18 protein-coding genes are annotated in these 19,603 nt (G+C 65.7%); 5 read left to right on the forward strand and 13 right to left on the reverse strand.

Annotated elements, in window-relative coordinates; genetic code table 11:
* Positions 1-4: 4 nt before the first annotated feature.
* From CP958_RS05385 to CP958_RS05420, 8 genes are all read right to left on the reverse strand, one after another.
* On the reverse strand, positions 5-511 hold the full coding sequence (locus CP958_RS05385) for an Lrp/AsnC family transcriptional regulator (protein WP_096700954.1): 507 nt from the start codon (positions 509-511) through the stop codon (positions 5-7).
* Positions 502-951, reverse strand: a complete 450-nt coding sequence (locus CP958_RS05390) for an AsnC family transcriptional regulator (RefSeq protein WP_096701034.1) — start codon at positions 949-951, stop codon at positions 502-504. Before CP958_RS05390 ends, CP958_RS05385 begins: the two co-directional genes overlap by 10 nt.
* Positions 952-1,055: 104 nt before the next feature.
* Complete coding sequence (locus CP958_RS05395) at positions 1,056-2,222, reverse strand: cytochrome D1 domain-containing protein (RefSeq protein WP_096700955.1); 1,167 nt, start codon at positions 2,220-2,222, stop codon at positions 1,056-1,058.
* A complete protein-coding gene (locus tag CP958_RS05400; protein WP_242442760.1) occupies positions 2,219-2,554 on the reverse strand; it encodes a cytochrome c in 336 nt (111 codons plus the stop codon). Before CP958_RS05400 ends, CP958_RS05395 begins: the two co-directional genes overlap by 4 nt.
* Positions 2,555-2,643: 89 nt before the next feature.
* Positions 2,644-3,432: a uroporphyrinogen-III C-methyltransferase gene (cobA, locus tag CP958_RS05405; protein WP_096701036.1), complete on the reverse strand. Its 789-nt coding sequence runs from the start codon at positions 3,430-3,432 to the stop codon at positions 2,644-2,646.
* 23 nt (positions 3,433-3,455) lie between these two features.
* On the reverse strand, positions 3,456-3,788 hold the full coding sequence (locus tag CP958_RS05410) for a plastocyanin/azurin family copper-binding protein (RefSeq protein ID WP_096700956.1): 333 nt from the start codon (positions 3,786-3,788) through the stop codon (positions 3,456-3,458).
* A gap of 25 nt (positions 3,789-3,813) precedes the next feature.
* Entirely contained in the window at positions 3,814-4,830 is a 1,017-nt protein-coding gene (locus tag CP958_RS05415) for an ethylbenzene dehydrogenase-related protein (RefSeq protein ID WP_096700957.1), read from the reverse strand.
* Between the two features lie 77 nt (positions 4,831-4,907).
* Positions 4,908-6,560: a NapC/NirT family cytochrome c gene (locus tag CP958_RS05420; protein WP_096700958.1), complete on the reverse strand. Its 1,653-nt coding sequence runs from the start codon at positions 6,558-6,560 to the stop codon at positions 4,908-4,910.
* A gap of 450 nt (positions 6,561-7,010) precedes the next feature.
* Here CP958_RS05420 and CP958_RS05425 point away from each other — a divergent pair, with 450 nt between their 5' ends.
* From CP958_RS05425 to CP958_RS05435, 3 genes are all read left to right on the forward strand, one after another.
* The gene (locus CP958_RS05425) at positions 7,011-7,691 is read left to right on the forward strand and encodes a Crp/Fnr family transcriptional regulator (RefSeq protein ID WP_096700959.1); all 681 of its coding nucleotides are present in this window, start codon (positions 7,011-7,013) and stop codon (positions 7,689-7,691) included.
* Between the two features lie 7 nt (positions 7,692-7,698).
* On the forward strand, positions 7,699-8,502 hold the full coding sequence (locus CP958_RS05430) for a Crp/Fnr family transcriptional regulator (RefSeq protein WP_096700960.1): 804 nt from the start codon (positions 7,699-7,701) through the stop codon (positions 8,500-8,502).
* A 170-nt stretch (positions 8,503-8,672) separates the two neighbouring features.
* Positions 8,673-10,298, forward strand: a complete 1,626-nt coding sequence (locus CP958_RS05435; RefSeq protein WP_096700961.1) for a nitrite reductase — start codon at positions 8,673-8,675, stop codon at positions 10,296-10,298.
* A gap of 191 nt (positions 10,299-10,489) precedes the next feature.
* On the opposite strand, the gene CP958_RS05440 is transcribed toward CP958_RS05435, so the two are convergent.
* Both CP958_RS05440 and CP958_RS05445 read right to left on the reverse strand, forming a co-directional pair.
* The gene (locus CP958_RS05440) at positions 10,490-11,260 is read right to left on the reverse strand and encodes a DsbA family protein (protein WP_096700962.1); all 771 of its coding nucleotides are present in this window, start codon (positions 11,258-11,260) and stop codon (positions 10,490-10,492) included.
* Between the two features lie 69 nt (positions 11,261-11,329).
* Complete coding sequence (locus tag CP958_RS05445) at positions 11,330-12,700, reverse strand: M48 family metalloprotease (protein WP_096700963.1); 1,371 nt, start codon at positions 12,698-12,700, stop codon at positions 11,330-11,332.
* On the opposite strand from CP958_RS05445, the gene CP958_RS05450 reads away from it, so the two are divergent.
* Both CP958_RS05450 and CP958_RS05455 read left to right on the forward strand, forming a co-directional pair.
* The gene (locus tag CP958_RS05450; protein WP_096701037.1) at positions 12,687-14,330 is read left to right on the forward strand and encodes a gamma-glutamyltransferase; all 1,644 of its coding nucleotides are present in this window, start codon (positions 12,687-12,689) and stop codon (positions 14,328-14,330) included. The genes CP958_RS05445 and CP958_RS05450 overlap by 14 nt on opposite strands.
* Positions 14,327-15,481 (forward strand): aminotransferase class I/II-fold pyridoxal phosphate-dependent enzyme, encoded by a 1,155-nt coding sequence (locus CP958_RS05455; RefSeq protein WP_096700964.1) that lies wholly within the window; start codon positions 14,327-14,329, stop codon positions 15,479-15,481. Before CP958_RS05450 ends, CP958_RS05455 begins: the two co-directional genes overlap by 4 nt.
* A 7-nt stretch (positions 15,482-15,488) precedes the next feature.
* Here the strand turns inward: CP958_RS05455 and CP958_RS05460 are convergent, their stop codons facing one another.
* From CP958_RS05460 to CP958_RS05470, 3 genes are all read right to left on the reverse strand, one after another.
* On the reverse strand, positions 15,489-17,132 hold the full coding sequence (locus tag CP958_RS05460) for a flagellar hook-basal body complex protein (protein ID WP_096700965.1): 1,644 nt from the start codon (positions 17,130-17,132) through the stop codon (positions 15,489-15,491).
* 190 nt (positions 17,133-17,322) lie between these two features.
* Complete coding sequence (locus CP958_RS05465) at positions 17,323-18,453, reverse strand: type III PLP-dependent enzyme (RefSeq protein ID WP_096701038.1); 1,131 nt, start codon at positions 18,451-18,453, stop codon at positions 17,323-17,325.
* Between the two features lie 536 nt (positions 18,454-18,989).
* The gene (locus CP958_RS05470) at positions 18,990-19,532 is read right to left on the reverse strand and encodes a hydrolase (RefSeq protein WP_096700966.1); all 543 of its coding nucleotides are present in this window, start codon (positions 19,530-19,532) and stop codon (positions 18,990-18,992) included.
* Positions 19,533-19,603 lie beyond the last annotated feature (71 nt).

Here is a 19,603-nt window from a genome sequence, read left to right on the forward strand (position 1 = left end):
GATCCTACTCCGCCGCCGCCGCCCGGGGGATGGGCCGTCCGTAGCGCGCCCCGGTCTGCTTGAAGCGCCGGGTGGAGAACAGCACCGCATGGGGATATTCGGCCAGATCGAAGCGCCGCACCAGCGCCGCGATGGTATCCTCCACCGCCCCCCGGTCGCGGCCGTGGATCATGCAGAACAGATTGTAGGGCCAGTCGGGCAGCCGGGGCGGGCGGCGATAGCACAGCGTCACCTCGGGCGCATCGCCCAGGCGGCGCCCCACCTCGCCGACCACTCCGTCGGGAATGCTCCACACCGACATGGCGTTGGCGCGAAAGCCCAGTTCGTGGTGGCGGACGATGATGCCGAAGCGGCGGATGATCCCTGTGTCGCGCATGGCCTGGATACGCCCGATCACCTCGGCCTCGTCCATGCCCAACTGCGCCCCCACCGCCTTGTAGGGATGGGAGACCAGGGGCAGCCCCTCGGCCAGGGCCGAGACCAGGGCGAGATCGCGGTCGCTCAGCTCCATTTGAGATCGAATCCCAGGTCGATGTGAAAATGCTCGAGCAGCGGCAGGTCGAGGACCTGAAGCCCGGCTTGCTCGGAAATCTCGGCCAGCACCTCGGCCACCCGCGCCCCCGAAGGGGCCGTCACCACGAACCACAGGTTCAGGCGGTGCTCGCGCTGGTAATTATGGTTGACCTCGGCGAAGGCATTGACCAGATCAGCCACCTCGTCCAGGCGATGATCGGGCACCGCCATGGCCGCCAGCGTCGAGCCGCCTACCGTGTGCGGCCGGAACACCGCGCCCACCCGGCTGACCGAACCGCCGCGCATCAGGCGGGCGAGGCGATCCATCACCTCGTCCTCGTCCAGCCCCAGACGCTCGCCCAGCACGGCATAGGGCCGCGCCGCCAGCGGAAAGTCCTGCTGGAACTCGTTGAGAAGACGCCGGTCGAGTTGGTCCATTTCATAGCCCCTCAAGTGCCGGGCGGGCGCCTTGGCGCCCTTGGCTCCTCCGCCGCGCTCCGGGTCGCTCAATGCTCCCGCGCTCGCTTGCGCTCGCTCGATCATCACAACCCGGTCTTGTTGGCACGGTTGGTGAAGAAGATGCCGCTGGGCCGGGCGGCCGGCATTTCCACCACCTTCTCCAGGGTCTCGGTATCATAGACCACCACCATGTCGGAATCCCGCGCCGACAGCCACACCCGCTCGCCCTTCGGGGTAAATTCCATGTGCAGGATGGCCAGCCCCGGCTCCAGGGTCTTGATCACCTTCTTGGTCTGGGTGTCGATCACCTGGACCTTGGAGTAATCGGGAACGGCGAAGTTGACCCACACCTGCCGTCCGTCGGGCCGCGCCATGGCGAAGACCGGCTGGCCCGCCACGTCGATACGGGTTTTCTCGGTCCATTTGCCCTTGTCCACCACCAGCACCTGATGATGGCCGATGGCCGGCAGCCAGATTTCATCCCCGGCCGCCGCCCAGCCGCGCAGATGGGGCATCTTGTAGACCGGCAGGGCTTCCTTGCCCTTGCCGTAATGGTCGAGGATGCGGCGCACCCCCTTGTCGGGGTTCCACAGGTCCAGAAGCGCGATGCCGTCCTCGCCGAACAGCCCGGCTAGGTACCAGCGCCCGTCGCCGGTGATCAGCGCGTCATAGGGCAGCTTGCCGATATTGGTGTGCTTGGTGATCCTGGGGGCCTTGGGATCGGCCAGATCGGCGATCCAGATCTCGCCCGCGTCGTACAGGGTGTAGATGAAGCGCTTGCCGGTCAGGTCGGCGATGCCGATCACCTTGCTGGGCTTGCCGTCGGCACCGATGGCGGGAATATCGGCCACCTGCTCCAGGGTGGCGGCATCGAACACCTTGACGCCGCCCGGCGTGTAATTGGCCACCGCCACCAGCGAGCCGTCCTGCGAGATGGCGCCGCCGATGGAATTGCCCGACTGCATCACCCGCCCGACGATGGAACCGGTCAGGATATCCACCTTGGTCAGGCCGCCGTCGCGGCCGAACACGAAGGCGTAGCGCTGGTCACTGGAATAGACCAGGGCGGCATGGGACAGGTCGCCCAGGCCGGTCACCGAGGCCAGTTGGGTCGAGGTGCTGTTCTCGACCACCATCAGGCGGCCGTCGGCGCGCTCCACCACCAGGCCGAGATCGCCGGTACCGCGCAAAGCGGGGGAACATCCGGCCAGCAGCGCCAGACCCAGGCAGGCGGCGGCGATACGCTTCATTTCAGATCTCCCATGAGATAAGCGGCGATCCAGGCGGCCTCTTCACGGCTCAGCATGGCCTTCCACGGCGGCATGGGGGTGCCGGGGCGCCCTTCCAGGATGGTGTCGATCACCGCCTCGGCCGACAGCTTGGCCAAGTCTTCCTGCAGCAGGGGCGAGCCCAGGCCGCCGTGGCGGGTCATGCCGTGGCACGAACCGCAATCCTGGGCCACCATGTCCTTGAGTTTGGCCTGACGCGCCGGCGCGACTTCAGCCGGCACAACCTCGGCTGCCAGGGGCCATGCCACCAGCGCCATCACCACCGTACCCGTCAGTGCCGCAAACAAACGCATCCTCAGCCCTCCCACAGGCTGGTCGAAGCAATAGCATTCCCCGTGCCCCGAGGGCTTGACGTTGAGCAAGAGGCCGGTCGAAGAACGCCTTACGCCTCGACGGCGCCGCACCACTCGGCCACTTCCTGTTCGGCGGCCAGGGCCACCACGCGGCCGATGATCAGCAGGGCCGGCGGCTCCACCTGCCAGCGGGCCACGTCGGCCTCCAATTCCGCCAGGGTGCCGCGCAGGACACGCTGCGCCGCCGTGGTGCCCTTTTCCACCACGGCCACCGGCGTGGCGGGATCGAGGCCGGCGGCCATCAGCCCATCGGCCATGGGGCCGGCGGTGCCGACCCCCATATAGACCACCAGGGTGCAGGAGGGATCGGCCAGACGCTCCCAGTCCAGGTCCAGCGTCCGGTCCTCGAGCAAATGGCCGGTGACCAGACGGACGCTGCGCGCCACCTCGCGATGGGTCAGCGGAATACCGGTGGCGGCGGCGCAACCGGCGGCGGCGGTGATGCCCGGCACCACCTCGGTGGCGATGCCGTAGCGGGCCAGATAGATGGATTCCTCGCCGCCCCGACCGAAGATATAGGGATCGCCGCCCTTGAGCCGGACCACCCGGCGGCCCGGCCGGGCCAGACTGACCAGCAGGTCGTTGATCTCGTCCTGGGGCAGCAGATGGTGGCCCTTGGCCTTGCCCACCGAGATACGGGTGGTCCCCGGCGGAATCAGGTCGAGGATACCGTCGCTCACCAGGCGGTCATAGACCACCACGTCCGCCGACTGGATCAGGCGCATGGCCTTGACCGTCAGCAGATCGGGATCGCCCGGCCCCGCTCCCACCAGATGAACCAGCGGCCTGTTCTCGTCGGCCCAACGCTCATCGGCCATGCTTTCCCCGCTCCCCCTGTTGCTCACGGCGCCACTTCGATGGTGCCCACCATCTCCGGGTGCGGCCCGCAGCGGTAGGGATAGATACCCGGCGCGTCGAAGGTCCGTTTCCAGCTTTCCCCCGGAAACAGCCGGTCGGATTCCGCCAGCCCTTCCTTTTCGAAGAACACGCTGTGGCTGGTGCGTTTCTCGTCGTTGACCCATTCCACCGTGGTGCCCGGCTTGACCTTCAGCACCTGGGGCGTGAACAGGTTCTTGTCCATGCTTACCCGGGCGGCGTCGGCCGCCCAGGCGGGCGGGCCGGTCAGGACCAGGGCCGCACCGCCGAGAAGGATCAGCAGAAATCGACGCGTCATGACCGGCCTCCTGATGGGTTTTGGCCTAGGGCAGCTTCACCGCCTTGATCTCGCCCTCGGCATCGAGGCCGAGTTTCATGTCGAGGGACACGTGGTGGAAGCGGCCGTTGGCGAAGTCGTCGTGCACCGCGAAGCCGACAGTATAGCTCTTGCCCGGCTCCATCGCCACCGAGCCCGGCTGGCCGCCGCCAAGCTTGCGGGTCATGGTCACCACCCAGTTGGCGCCGTCCTTCTTGCCCGAGGCGGACAGGTCGGCGGCGGCGGCGGGCTTCAGCACGCGCTCGGCCAGCACATAGCCGTGCTCGGCGGCGCCCGACGACTTCCAGCGCAGCAATTCCATGAAACCGCCGGCCTTCAGCAGGGCGTCCAGATCGGCCTGGGGCTTCACCTTATCCCAGTTGTCGCGCTTGGCGGTGTCGAACTGGGTGCGGCTTTCGGGAATGTATTTGGTGACGTAGCCGGCCTTGGTGTCGAGGCCCTTGGCGGCGCCCAGCGCGGCGGCGGCCGGCGCGGTCGGCATGTCGCGGGCGTCGGAGTGGCAGGTGGTCCAGCAGCCCGAGCGGGCGGCCATATCCACCTTGCCGCCGTCGATCATCATGGCCAGCTTGACCTCGTTGTCGGGGTCGAGCTTGCCGCCCTTGGCGAAGGGCACGTCCGCGTGCGGTCCGGCGGGAAATTCGAAGCGCAGGTAAAGGTTCTCGGCGTCATAGGCCGCCTTGACCCTGAGCGGGAAGGCGGCGCGCTTGCCCGGAATGGGGGTCTTCTCGGCCTTGGCCCCGGTCACCATCTTGGTGCCCATGTCCTGGGCTTCCTGGGAATGGCACTCGAAACAGCGGTCGCCCTTCTTGAAGGCGCGCACGCCGCCGTGGTCCGAGCCGGTCAGAATCCATTCCATGGAGGTCTGGCCGGGATAGAACAGCATGGTTTCGGAAACGGGAATGCCATCCCAGTTGACCGCCTTGGGGGCGGCAAGGGCCGCACCGGCGGCCAGGGTCGAGACGACAAAAGCCGCCGCGGCGGCACGAAATGCGATCTTGCCCATCTGTCTTTCCCTCCCAGGAAAAAAAGGGGCCGGATGCGGGAATCCCCACTCCACATCCGGCCCGTCGCTTGACAGTACTACATCTTGACCGCCTTGATCTCCCCTTCGGCGTCCAGGCCCAGCTTCAGGTCGACGGACACGTGGTGGAAGCGGCCGGCGGTAAAGTCGTCGTGCACGGCGAAGCCGACGCTGTACGACTGGCCGGCGACCAGGTTGACCTCACCCGGCTGGGTCGCCTTCAGACGGCGGACCATGGTCACCACCCACTTGTCGCCTTCCTTCTTGCCGGTATAGGCCACGTCGTTGCCGGGCTTCAGCACGCGCTCGGCCAGGACGTAGCCCTGCTCCGAGGCGCCCGAGGACTTCCAGCGGGTCAGGTCGAGGAAGGTGCCGCCGGCCAGCAGGGCATCCAGCTCGGCCTGGGGCTTCACCTTGTCCCAGTTGTCGCGCTTGGTGGTGTCGAACTGGGTGCGGCTTTCCGGCACGTACTTGGTGACATAGCCGTGCGAGGTGTCGACACCCTTGGCGGCGCCCAACGCCCCGGCGTCCGGCGCGGTCGGCATGTCGCGGGCATCGGAATGGCAGGAGGTCCAGCAGCCCGAGCGGGCGGCCATGTCCACCTTGCCATTGTCGATCATCATGGCGACCTTGACCTCGTTGTCCGGGTCCATCTTGCCGCCCTTGGCGAACGGCACGTCGTTGTGCGGACCGGCCGGGAATTCAAAGCGCATGTACAGGTTGTCCGCATCGTACGCCGCCTTGATGGACAGCGGGATGGCGGCGCGCTTGCCGGGAATGGGGGTCTTTTCCGCCTTGGCGCCGGACACCATCTTGGCGCCCATGTCGGCGGTCTCGTTGCTGTGGCACTCGAAGCAGCGGTCGCCCTTCTTGAAGGCGCGGGTGCCGCCGTGATCGGTGCCGGTCAGAATCCATTCCATGGCGGTCTGGCCGGGATAGAACAGCACGGTCTTGGTCTCGGCCGCCTTGCTCCAGTCAACGGCCTTGCCGGTGACGGGGGGCAACTGGACGCCACCGGCGACCGGCGCGGCGGCCGGAGCGGCAGCGGGAGCCGAAGCAGGAGCGGCGGCGGCGGTGGCGGCCTTCTTGGCGTCGGCCTCGGCCTTCTTCTTGGCCTCCTCCGCAGCCTTCTGCTCCTCTTCCTGCTCGAGCAGCTGATGGACCGGCTTGTGGGCGATGCCCTTGTGGCAGTCGATGCAGGTGCCGCCCTCGGCCTGGGCATTCTCGTGCTGCTTCCTGGCGCGCTGCTTCTGCACGGCGGGATTCATCTGGTCGAAGGCATGGCAGTTGCGGCATTCCCGCGAATCCGTGCTCTTCATGGTCGCCCAGACGCGCTTGGCCAGTTGGAAGCGCTTGGCGTCGAATTTCTCGGGGGTGTTGACCGAGCCCATCAGCCAGTGGAACACCTCGCCGCTGGCCTGAATCTTACGGATGAACTTGTGGACCCAGTCCTTGGGGACGTGGCAGTCGGAGCACGCGGCCCGCACACCGGAACGGTTGGTGTAGTGGACGGTCTTGACGTACTCCTGGTAGACGTTGTCCTTCATCTCATGGCAGTTGATGCAGAAGCCAAGCGTGTTGGTGGCTTCCATTGCCGTGTTGAAGGCGCCCCAGAACATGATGCCGCCGACGAAGATCACCCCGGCGCCGAACAGCGACGCTCCCAGGATTTTCATCCTCAGCAGTTTTCCGAGCAAGGATTCAGTAGCCATTGCGCTCCCCAGCGTACCCGAGTTGCCCTCCCTCAAGCGGAACCGATACCATGGACGGATCGGAATCCGACTTGACCTTGGGCAATGATTGATCGGGACACGGGGCGAGTTTCCGACGGCACCCGCGTCCCCGACACATCTCCGGTCAGGCCCGCGCCTTCCTCCTGTCCGCTTGCGCGGACGCCCTCCGGACGGCACGCGCGGGCTCCGGAATGTGACGGACTGTAATCATCACGCCCGGCAATAGACGTGATCTTGATCAATTTACCAGGGTTTTGCTTGAGCCAAAACATTAGACTTATGTCAATTAAAGTCGTCATTGTGCGCTGCAAGGTTCCGCCCCCACCCCTACCCCCTTAACCAAGATCAAGTCGCCCCGGTCTTTTTAGAGAGATGATAATGAATGTTCGGGGGCACCATCGTCTTGAGCCCCCGAAGGCGGGAGGGACGATGGATTCCGACACCCTGTGCGCGATGAGGCGAAGCCGGCTGTTTTCGGCGATTCCCGCCACGGACGCTGCCGCCCTTCTGGAGGGTCACCGCACACTGACGCTGCCTGACGGCGCCCTGGTGTTCGCCGAGGGCGCCGCCGCCGACAGCCTGTTCCTGGTCCTGTCCGGTGAAATTCTGATCGACCCGTCCGCCGCATCGCCCCAGCTTCGCCTGTCCGTCGGCGACACGGCCGGCGAGGAGGCGGTGCTGACCGGCGCGCCCCATGCCGCGACGGCGCGCGCCGCCGGCCCGGTCTCGCTGCTGGCCATTCCGGCCAGCCTGCTGACGACCTATCTGGAAGCCCATTTCGAGGTGGCCATCGCCATGATCTCGGCCATGGCCGGGCATCTGCGCGAGCAGGTGCGCGAAATCACCGAATTGAAGATGCAGTCCACCGCCGAGCGTCTGGCCAGCTACCTGCTGGCGCTGGCCGGCGAGGTCACGGGCCGGGCGGTGGTGCGACTGCCCTACGAGAAGCGGCATCTGGCCGATCACCTGGGCATGGACCCGGCGACTCTGTCGCGGGCTTTTGCTAAACTCCGCGACAAGGGTGTGGTGGCCAGCCGCACCGACAAGGTAGAGATCGCCGATGTGGCGAAGCTGAGGACCTATGGCGACAGCGCTGCGTTCACCGCCTAGCAGACCGATGGTATCAAGGGAGTCGGGCGGCCCGGCATCGTGCCCCTGCCGCCCGTCCTGCGAAGGCCCCACCGCCGATTGCGACCGGACCCTGACGACGCCGCAACGCGTCTTCAAAGGTCTGCGCAGCGCCCAGGAGGTGGTGGCCGCCCTGCCGCTGTTCGACGGCATCCTTCCCGATGTGCTGAACCGGCTGCTGGCGGATTCGGCCACCATCACCCGACGGCGCAGCACCTTGCTGTTCGGTGCCGGCGACGAGGCGGACTGCTTCTACATCGTGCTCGACGGAGCGGTGAAGCTGTTCGCCCTGGCCCAGGACGGACGGGAAAGCATCGTCGAGATCTTCGGTCCCGGCACCTCGTTCGCCGAGGCCGCCATGCTGTCCACCGGACGCTTCCCCCTGCATTCCGAGGTGATCGAGGACGCCACCCTGATCCGGGTCGGGCGCCGCGCCTTCCTTTACACCCTTCATTCGGACCACGCCCTGGCCTATCGCATGCTGGCCGCCCTGGTGAAGTGGAACCGCCGGCTGGCGGGCGAGATTTCCGACCTCAAGGAACTGACCCCCTGGCAGCGGGTGGCCGAGTTCCTGCTGGCCCAGACCCCGGCCACCGAGGGCCGGGTCGAGGTGCTGCTGCCCTTCAACAAGGAGGTCCTGGCCAGCCGGGTGGGCATCCGCCGCGAAAGCCTGTCCAGGGTGCTGGGACGGCTGCGTGTCCTGGGGGTCCATACTTCCGGCAACGCCGTCCGGATAGACGATGTAGACCTATTGCGCCGGGCCTGCTTCGAAGCCGGCAGCGGCCGCAACTGAGATGTGCTGAAGGCCTGCTTTCAAGAGTTTCCTCGACGGAATTTGACGATAGTCACATTCACAACGTCCCTGGAAGCCCATTGTGCCCGGACCTTTAGTGCTTTGGCCGGCGGTTCCTTCTGGGTCTCCCGGCTACGGTGTAGTTTGACGTATTTAGGGAGGGTTGCCGTATGTGGAAGGGTGTTCGGAACGCATTGTTGCTGACGGCGCTGCCGTTCGCGATGGGTGGGGCTGCGTTCGCCCAGGAAGCGCCGACGCTGAGCAAGGAAGCCAAGGAAGCCGCCTCGAAGACTTATTTCGAGCGTTGCGCCGGCTGCCACGGCGTGCTGCGCAAGGGCGCTACCGGTAAGAACCTCGAGCCGGCCAATACGACCAAGTTGGGCCAGGCCCGCCTCGAGAAGATTCTGACCAATGGCACCGACGGTGGCATGGTGAACTTCGATGACATCCTGACCAAGGATGAAATCAAGAACATGGCCACCTACATCCAGATGACCCCCGACATTCCGCCGGAATGGGGCATCAAGGAGATGACTGCGTCCTGGAAGGTCACGGTGAAGCCGGAAGACCGTCCGAAGAAGCAGCTCAACAAGGTCAACCTGAAGAACGTCTTCTCGGTGACGCTGCGCGACTCCGGCGAGATCGCCCTGATCGACGGCGATACCAAGAAGATCTGGACCATCATCAAGACCGGCTATGCCGTGCACATCTCGCGCCTGTCCGCTTCGGGCCGCTTCGTGTACGTCATCGGCCGCGACGGCAAGCTGGACATGATCGATCTGTGGATGGAGACCCCGGCTGTGGTCGCCACCATCAAGATCGGCATGGACGCCCGTTCGGTGGAAACCTCCAAGTTCAAGGGCTTCGAGGACAAGTATGCCGTGGCCGGCTCCTACTGGCCGCCGCAGTACGTGATCATGGACGGCGCCGACCTGAAGCCGCTCAAGATCGTCTCGACCCGTTCCATCACCGTGGACGGCGAGTATCACCCCGAGCCCCGCGTGGCCTCGATCGTCGCTTCGATGATCAAGCCCGAGTGGGTGATCAACATCAAGGAAACCGGCCTGATCAAGCTGGTGGACTACTCGGACATCAAGAACCTCAAGGAAACCACCATCGAGTCGGCTAAGTTCCTGCACGACGGTGGTTGGGACGCCTCCAAGCGCTACTTCCTGGTCGCCGCCAACGCCTCCAACAAGGTGGCCGTGGTCGACACCAAGGAAGGCAAGCTGGCCGCCCTGGTCGAAACCAAGTCCAAGCCCCATCCGGGCCGTGGCGCCAACTTCGTCCATCCCAAGTTCGGTCCGGTGTGGGCCACCTCGCACCTGGGTGCGGACGTGATCACCCTGATCGGTACCGATCCGGCCAAGCACAAGGATCAGGCCTGGAAGGTCGTCGCCGAGCTGAAGAACCACGGTGCCGGTTCGCTGTTCGTCAAGACCCACCCCAAGTCGAACAACCTGTGGGCCGATGCCCCGCTGTTCCCCGAAGCGGCCGCGGCCGAGTCGGTGACCGTGTACGACATCAAGAACCTGGACAAGGGTCCTGAGGTCATCAACATCGCCAAGCTCGCCGATCTGCCGGAGACCAAGGCGGTGAAGCGCGCGGTGCAGGCCGAGTACAACGAGAAGGGCGATGAAGTCTGGTTCTCGATCTGGGCCGGTAAGACCGATCCGTCGGCGATCGTCGTGATGGACGACAAGACCCGTAAGGTGAAGGCTGTGATCAAGGATCCCAAGCTGATCACCCCGACCGGCAAGTTCAACGTGTACAACACGCAGCACGATATCTACTAAGACACTTTAGAACTCCACCCTACGCCCCCGGGGATCCCATGATCCCCGGGGATTTTTTTGCCCTTGCTCCGGGGGCGGTCCCGCTTCCGTCCGGGCACGATGGGCAAGGAGCCGCCCCCAAGGCCTGAACACGAAAAAGCCCCGGCCTTGCGGTCGGGGCTTTCGCCGTCGGTAACGGTGAAGCGATGGGCTCAGCCGCCCTGCTTGGGCGCCGAGCGACGCGCCGCATCCATCAACTGCTTCAGGGTCTGCTGGTCGAGAGCGCTGGAAATGACGCGGTCGCCGACGATGAAGGTGGGCGTGCCGCCGATGTCCAGGGAACGGGCCAGATCGAAATTCTTCTTCAGCTGCTTCTCGATTTCGGCGCCGCCGATATCCTTCTTCAACTGCTCGATATTGAAGCCCTGCTCGCCGGCGATCTTGTAGATGGCCTTCTCGTCGAGGCGGCCGCGGAACTTCATGAAGGCGCGGTGGATGTCGTCGTACTTGGCCTGGCTCTGGGCCTTGGCCACCAGGGCGACACGCGACGCCAGCACCGAATCCGGCCCGAGGATCGGGTATTCCTTGACCACCACGCGGACCTTGCCGTCGGCCTTGACCGCCTCCCACAGGGGATCGAAGGCCTGCTTGCAGAAGCCGCAATTGTAATCCATGAACTCGACCAGGGTGAGGTCGCCCTTGAGATTGCCCCCCTGGGGGTCCTCCGGCGCCTTGAAGATCTCGTCCTTGCGGGCCTCCAGCATCTTGTGGGCGTCGGCTTCGGCCTGGGCGCGCATCTTCTCGCGCAGCGCCTCCAGGGCCTCGCCCAACACCTCGGGATGCTCCATGAGGTAGTCGCGCACCACCTTCTTGACCGCCTCGGCCTGCTTGGGAGTCAGCGGAACCTCCTGGGCGGTGGCCGGCAGGGAAGCAAGGGCAAGGCCGGACACCATCAGGGCGGCGGCGAAAGTCTTGGCGATCATTGGCAAAGGACCCTCAAGAGGCGGAATGATGGCGGGCATATTGGCCGAAGCGGCACCGGGGGGCAAGGGCTACCACCACTTGCGGGACCGGTCGCGGTCGGCCTTGACCTGGGAGGCGCGCTCCTTGATGTCCTGGATGCGCAGCCACACCGATCCCTGCTTGCCCAGCAACTGCTCCGCCTTGTTGGCGTGGAACAGCGCCTCGGACAGCTTGCCGGCCAGCATGTAGTGCTCGGCCAGGGCGTAGGCGGCCATGCCTTCCTTGCCGTCGCGGCCGAAGGCGATGGCCAGTTGCTGCCAGGCGAACAGGTCCTCGGGCTCGCGGTTGACGGCGGCGGTGAGATGGGTCTCCGCCTCGACCAGTTTCGAGGCATCCTCCGACTCGATCAGAATCTGGCCCAGGGCGATGCGCAGCAGGGCGTTGTCGGGCAGCAGGCCGACCGCCTTGCGGTAGGGCTCGATGGCCTCGGCGCCCCGGGCGTTCTCGAACAGCATCTGGCCCTTCAGCTCCCAGAAATATGGATCGTTGGGCCGCTCCTTGATCAGCCCGTCGATCAGCCCCAGTGCCATGGTCAGGTCGGGCTTGCGATAGGCGGCGACGGCGCGGGCATAGCGCGCCTCGATGCTGGTGTCCGTCTCCTTGTAGCGCTGGAAGGTGCGGATGGGCGGCTCGATGAAGGCGAACAGCTTGGCCTTCATGCGCCGGTGCATCTCGATCCATTCCGGCGGCCAGGGGGTCTTGGCATAGGGGGAAAGATCCACGGCGTTCCGCACGAAGGCAACGCGGTCACGGGTCAGCGGATGGGTTCGCACATAGGGGTCCTGGCGCGCCGAGACCAGGGCCTCCTGGTCGCCCAGGATCTCGAAGAACTCCACCAGCCCCCGGCCCGACTGATGGGTATCGTCGAGGAAACGCATGGCCATCTGGTCGGCCTGTTGCTCCTGGCTGCGCGAGAAGGCCAGCAGATTGCGCATGGCCAGCTCGTTGCCGCCCAGGGCCATGGCCATGGCCGCGTCGCCGCGTCCCGAGGCGGCACCGGCCGCCGCAGCCAGGAGGGTGGCGAGAATGGCCTCGGTCGAGGCATTGGCCATGGCATCGGTGCTGCGGATCAGGTGACCGCCGGCGATGTGGCCGGTTTCGTGGGCCATCACGCCGATCAGTTGGCCGGGATTCTCGGAGCGGATCAGCAGGCCGGTGTGGAAGAAGATGTTCTGGCCGCCGGCCACATAGGCATTCAGCGTCGGGTCGATGATCAGATTGATGCGAATCGCCGCCGGGTCCAATCCCGCCGCCTGAAAAATTGGCGTCCCGAAAGTTCGGATGGTATTTTCCACCTCCGCATCACGGATGAACTGCCGCCTGGGCTGGGATTGGGCCAAGGTGGGCGGCGTCGAAGCGACCAACAGGAACGTCACCAGAAGGATTATGCGCGTGAGCAAGGAAGTCTCCTCATCGGTCAATTCGTCGCGCGGCCCCCGCTCCATCCACTCCAGAGCCGCCATCGCCCTGGCCGCCCTGGCGATTCCGGCGCTCACCGCCTGCGGCGATCCTTCGCGCCCCGTCGGCCAGGTGGGCCATGTCACGGGCTTCGGCGGCATGGTCGCCGTGGATGAGCCCAGGGCCGCCATACTGGGCCGCGACGTGCTGTCGGCGGGCGGCACCGCCGCCGATGCCGCCACCGCCATCTACTTCACCCTGGCGGTTACCTATCCGTCCACCGCCAGCCTGGGGGGCGGCGGTACCTGCATAGTACATGATAGCGGCAAAAAGAAGACGGAAGTCATCGATTTCCCCGCCATCGCCTCGACCTTGTCCGGCCCCCTTCCCTCGGCGGTGCCGGCCAATCCCCGCGGCTTCTTCGCCCTGCACGCCAAATACGGCAGGTTGCGCTGGGAAAGCCTGCTGACCGAACCCGAGCGGCTGGCGCGCAGCGGCGTCCCCGTGTCGCGCGCCCTGGCCAACGATCTGGCGCGCGGCCTGCCCGTCATCGGCCGCGATCCGGTGGCCCGCGCCATCTTCATGCGCGCCGACGGCTCGGTGCTGCGCGAGGGCGACGTGATGCAGCAGCCCCAGTTGGCCGGCATGATCTCGACGCTTCGCCACAACACCGGCAATTTCTATGTGGGCCCCCAGGCCCGCGAGCTGATCAAGGCGGTGCAGGCGGCGGGCGGCACCTTGTCGCTGGATGACCTGCGCGATATCCGCCCCACCTGGCGCGACGCCGTCGCGGTCAAGGTGGACAGCGACACCGCCTGGTTCGCCCCGCCGCCGTCGGCGGGCAGCACCATGGCGGCCCAACTGGTGGCGGCCCTGTGGCCGCGCTGGAGCGATGCCGACGCGGCCGAGCGGCCCCATCTGCTGGCCGAGACCTCGGCGCGGGCCTTCGGCGAGCGGGCCCGCTGGATGCGTCCCACCGGCTGGAGCGACGAGGCTCCGGCCTCCCTGGTGGCGGATTCGCGCATCGCGGCCATGATGAGCGGCTATGCCGCCGACCGCCATCAGCCGGTGACCAATGTCCCCACGCCGCCCACCGACAGCCAGTCGGGCACCGCCTTCGCCGTGCTGGATGCCGACGGAACGGCGGTGGCGTGCAGCGTCACCAGCCACGGCCTGTTCGGCAACGGCCGCATGGCGCCCGGCACCGGCATCATGCTGTCGGGAGTTCCCGGCCTCAACGGGCCGCCGGCCACCGCCGTGATGCTGAGCACCAACACCTACAACGGAGCCATCCACTTTATCGGCGCCGCCTCGGGCGGCGGCACCTCCGCCCTGGCCCTGACCCAGAGTTTCCTGGGGGTCGCCAAGGATAACAAGCCGCTGTCCGACGCCCTGGCCCAGCCGCGCCTGGTCCATGCCGGCAATCCCGACGCCGTCTTCGTCGAGACCGGTTCCATCACCCTGGACCCGGCCCCGCTGCAGAGTCGCGGCCACCAGATCAGCGCCACCCCCATGCCCAGCCGCGTGGAGGCCATCTATTGCCCTCTGGGTTTCAAGAACTCCGAGGGCTGCGACATGGCCACCGACCCGCGCGGCTTCGGTCTGGCCACCGTGGCGGGCAAGAAGGAATGAGCTTCAAGGCCGCCCAGCGCGGCGCCATCGCCCCCTTCATCGTCATGGACGTGATGCGGGCGGCCGCCGCGCGCGAGGCCGGGGGCGCCGACGTGATCCACCTGGAAGTGGGCCAGCCCTCGGGCCAGGCACCGCCCAAGGTGCTGGAGGCGGCGGCCCGCGCCGTCAGGACCGAGCCCCTGGGCTATACCCTGGCGCTGGGCCGCGATTCCCTGCGCGAGCGGATCGCCCGCCACTATCGCCAGACCTACGGCGTCTCGGTGCCGCCCGAGCGCATCTGCGTCACCACCGGATCGTCGGCCGGCTTCCTGCTGGCCTTCCTGGCCGCCTTCGATCCCGGCGACCGGGTGGCGGTAGCCGCGCCGGGCTATCCCGCCTATCGCAACATCCTGCAGGCCCTGGGGGTGGAATGCGTGCTGGTGCCGGTGGGACCGGGCAGCCGCTGGCAGATCACCGCCGGGGTTCTGGCCGGCGTCGAAGGCAAGCTGGACGGCGTGGTGGTGGCCAGCCCCTCCAACCCCACCGGTTCCATGCTGTCGGCGCACGAGGTGGCGGAGCTGGCCGGCTGGTGCGAGTTGCACGGAGTCAGGCTGATCTCGGACGAGATCTATCACGGCATCACCTATGGCCGCCCCGCCGCCACCGTGGCCGGCATGACCGCCGCCCCCCACGCCCTGGTCATCAACAGTTTCTCGAAATACTACGCCATGACCGGCTGGCGCCTGGGCTGGATGGTGCTGCCCGAGGATCTGGCCCGCTCGGTGGAGTGCCTGACCCAGAACCTCTACATCTCGCCGCCCACCCTGTCCCAGGTGGCGGCCGAGACGGTGTTCGACTGCATCGATGAGCTGGAGGCCCGCGTCGCCGCCTACCGCGCCAACCGCGATATCCTGCTGGCCGAGTTGCCGGGAGCGGGCTTTGACCGCCTGGCGCCGTCGGACGGGGCCTTCTATCTTTATGCCGACGTGTCGGAACTGACCAATGACAGCGCGGAATTCTGCGCCCGCATGCTGGCCGAGACCGGCGTGGCCTGCACGCCCGGCATCGATTTCGATCCGTTGGAGGGCACCCGGACCCTACGCTTTTCCTATGCCGGCTCGGCCGCCCACATGGCCGAGGCGGCAAAGCGGCTGAAGGCGTGGCGGCGATAGCGCCGCCTCAGGTGATCAGGTCGCGCACCGTCTGGCTCATCTCGTCGGCGGTCTTGAAGACGTTCGAGTTCACCGAATAAGCCTTCTGCGTGACGATCATCCGGGAAAACTGATCCTCGAGATTGACGTTGGAGGTCTCGATGGCCGAGGCCACGATACTGGCGCCGCTGCCCTGGTCGGTGATGGCGGCCACGGTCATGTCGCCCGCCTGCTCGGTGGCGCGGAACAGCGTGCCGGAAACGGGGTCGAGCTGGTCGGCGGACACGAAGCTCGCCACCGGAATCTGGAAAATCCGTCTGGTCTGCCCATTGTCGTAGTGGGCGACCACGCTGCCGTCGGTGCTGATTTCCACCGAATCCATGGTGCCGCTGGCAAAGCCATCCGGATCGATGGTCTTTACCTCCAGCTTGTTGGCGGGCTCGCTGGAAAACTGGGTCAGCTTGCGCAAATCCAGGGTGACGGTATTGGAGCCGGCCCCCGTTGCCGTCCAATCGACGGTAAACGTCGCGCTGGCGGGTGTGAGGAGGTTTCCAGAACCATCGAAGGTGATGGGGATGGAGGAGCCGCAGGCGGCCCCGTCGGCGGTAAGGTTGGAGATCGAACCTTCGGCGGCCACCGGTTGGAGGCGCAAGTACCACTGGCCATTGGCCGAATGCTCGAAGGCCATGCCCAGGTTATGGGAATTGAACGCGTTGTCATAGATGGCGGTGGTCTCGACGACCGAGGCGAACGCGGGCTTGTTGGAATTGAGATCGAGACTGGCCGTGCTCTGCAAAGTGGGACCCGCCGACCAGTCGATGGTCAAATCGGCGAATCCCGTGCCCGAGGCCGAGGTGGTCGGCGAGGTGATGACGCCGTTGGAATCCATGGTCACCGTGACCGGCGAGCCGGTAATGGTGCCGACGCTGCCACTGGCGGGATTGGCCGGCAGCGAGAAATCCACCGTCCATGTGTCACCGTCCACCCGATTCCAGGTCATGGTCATGTCCTGGGCGGTGCCGAAACCGTCGGTGATGCTGGTGCTGTCGGTGAAGGTCTTGGTCGAACCGGTCAGGGTGGCGTTGGACGGCGCATTGGCCACCACCTGAATGGACGTGGTGGCCTGACCATCGGCCTTCTGCCCGAGATTGGCGTAAACCGGGCTCAGAGCCGAGTTGGCGGTGATGTTTCCCAGGTTGTCGGCCTGCCACCCCATCAGGAAATTGCCTTCGGGAGTGGTGAAGTAGTTATTACCGTTGACCGCCTTCTGGGTGAAGTTGCCCGCCCTCGTATAGAGGGTGCTGGACGACGTCAGGCTGGTCTGGGGAGCGCCGGTGCTGTCGGGCTGGCTGACGATGAAGAAGCCACGGCCGTTGATGGCCATGTCGCTCCAGGTGGTGGACGACGTGATGGTTCCCGACTTGGTGATCAGATTGCGATCCACCGGCCGCACGCCGAAGATATCCAGCCCGGTGGTGGCCGTCGCCTTGGTCGGCGAGTTATTGGTCTGGGCGGGCGAAGTATGGGTTTCCGACAGCACCGTCTTGAAAAGGGTTTCCTTTTCCTTGTAGCCGGTGGTGTTGACGTTGGCGATGTTCTGCGAGACCGAGCCCATGGCCCAGTCCATCGTCTGCATCGCCTGGCTGGCGTTGGTAAAAGCACCCCACAGCATCGTCGCCTCCGTTTACGACGGGCATTGATCCGCCTAGGTATTTGCAAGGGCGATGCCATTTACAAAAATCAATGAAATCAATGCGTTAACCTTATTGAGAGCGGCAGGACTTGCCGGAAGCGGGGCGCAAAAAAGCCCGCCCGGCAGAACTTGCCGGGCGGGCCTTGCGTTCTTCCCCGGGGGAAAAAGCCTAGATGAAGTAGGCCTTCAAGGGCTCGAAGCCGTTGAAGTTCACCGCCGAATACGAGGTGGTGTAGGCGCCGGTGGACAGAATGCGCACCTTGTCGCCCACCTTGAGGCTGACCGGCATCTCGTAGCCGGCCTTCTCGTACAAGATGTCGGCGGAATCGCAGGTGGGACCGGCCAGCACCACCGGGGCGGTGTCGTCACCGTCGCGGGTGGTGACGATGCGGTACTTGATGGCCTCGTCCATGGTCTCGGCCAGGCCGCCGAACTTGCCCACGTCCAGATAGACCCAGCGCACGTCGTCGTCATAGCCCTTGCGGCTGATCAGCACCACCTCGGTCTCGAGAATGCCGGCGTCGCCCACCAGGGAGCGGCCGGGCTCGATGATCATCGAGGGGATGTTGTTGCCGAAATGCTTGGTCATGGCGTCCATGACGGCTTCGGCATAACGCTCGATGCCGTCCACTTCCTTGCGGTAGCGGGCCGGGAAGCCGCCGCCCAGGTTGACCATGCGCAGATCGATGCCGGCGGCGTCCAGCGCCGAGAACAGCATGGCGGCCTTGCCCACCGCGATGTCCCACTGCTTCAGGTCGGTCTGCTGGCTGCCCACGTGGAAGGACACGCCGTAGGGGTCGAGCCCCAGTTCGCGGGCCTTGACCAGCAGGTCCTTGGCCATGTCGATCTCGCAGCCGAACTTGCGCGACAGCGGCCACTCGGCGCCGTCGCAGGTCATCAGGATGCGGCAGAACACGCGCGAGCCCGGCGCGGCCTCGGCCAGCTTCTCCAGCTCGGCCTCGGAGTCGAAGGCATAGAGGCGGACACCCTTGGCGTAGGCGTAGGCGATGTCCGACTGCTTCTTGATGGTGTTGCCGAACGAGATACGCTCGGCAGGCGCCCCGCTGGACAGGCACAGGTCGATCTCGCCGCGCGACGCCACGTCGAAGCGCGAGCCTTCGCCCACCAGCATGCGCACGATTTCCGGCGCCGGGTTGGCCTTGACCGCGTAATAGACCTCGGCCAGCGGCAACCAGCGTCGCAGGCCCTGATAGTTGTCGCGCACCACGTCCAGATCGACGACCACGCAGGGGGTGACGGGACGAACTTCCTCAAGGAAACGGGCAATCTTCGCGGTCATCGCGAAATTCCTCTCGAACAGGCCGGGCATTGGATTGGCCCGAAAACTCTCTCTGCTCGGCCCACCGTACTCAAACGGCAGGACGACGTTCAGGTGACGGCAATTCGGGAAGCCGTCAGATCCGCCGGGAGGTACTTCGCACATCGACCCACAGCAAGGCCCAGGCCTGCCGGGGACGGAATCCGTTCGCGAAGAGAGGATTGGAGTTCATCGACAGCGACTGCCGAGCCACCACGTTCATAGCTACTTCCTCCAAGCACTGGGGGTCTTAACCCCGCTTGCACCCAGAAGACGCCTTGGACGTCGTTACTTAAACCCCCTCGGGGGCCAGAGGCACGTGCGCTGTACGTCTCACCTGAAGCCGCTATATACGCCGTTTTCGGACGATGAAAAGGGAAAAATATCCGTCTGGAAAAAATTTCATGTTCGCCCGAGACTTAGTCCATACATTTCAAATGGTTATAATGGGAACGGGAATCCGCTTTTCCGCCACAGCACCCCCAGGTATAGCGCGGCCGGACGGGGGCTTCGCACCATCATTTGATCAGGGCCGAGAGCTCCTTGAATTCCGGCGTGCCGGCCCGGTGCAGCCACTCGAAGATCACCATCTCGACGGTGACGATCTCGACACCATTGTCGGCCAGGCGCGACATGGCCGCCTGATAGTTGGCGGGATCGCGCGACGCGCAGGCGTCGGCCACCACCACCGGGCTGAAGCCCGCCTGTTTGAAGCCCAGGGCGCTCTGCAGCACGCAGACATGGGATTCGATGCCGGCGATGACGATCTGGTCGCGGCGCGACCCTTCGATACGGGCCCGGATGCCGTCGTCGGCGGCACAGGAGAAATGCAGCTTCTCCATGACCGCGCCCTCGGGGGCGTATTCCAGCAATTCGCCCGAGGTGGGGCCGAGGCCCTTGGGATACTGCTCGCTGATCACCACCGGCAGGGACAGGCGGGCGGCGGCGCGCAGCAGCAGGCCGCAGCCGCGATAGACCCGGCGGGGGTCGCTCATCACCGGCGCCAGACCTTGTTGGACGTCGACGATCAGCAGGCAGGAACGTTGGGCTTCGATCAGCATGGCGGGGCTTCTCCGTTGGTCGAAGATCAGCCTAATCCGGCCACAATGGACGCTACAATGGGGAAACCGTG

It is taken from the genome of Magnetospirillum sp. 15-1 (genome assembly GCF_900184795.1).
Classification (GTDB): Bacteria; Pseudomonadota; Alphaproteobacteria; order Rhodospirillales; family Magnetospirillaceae; genus Phaeospirillum.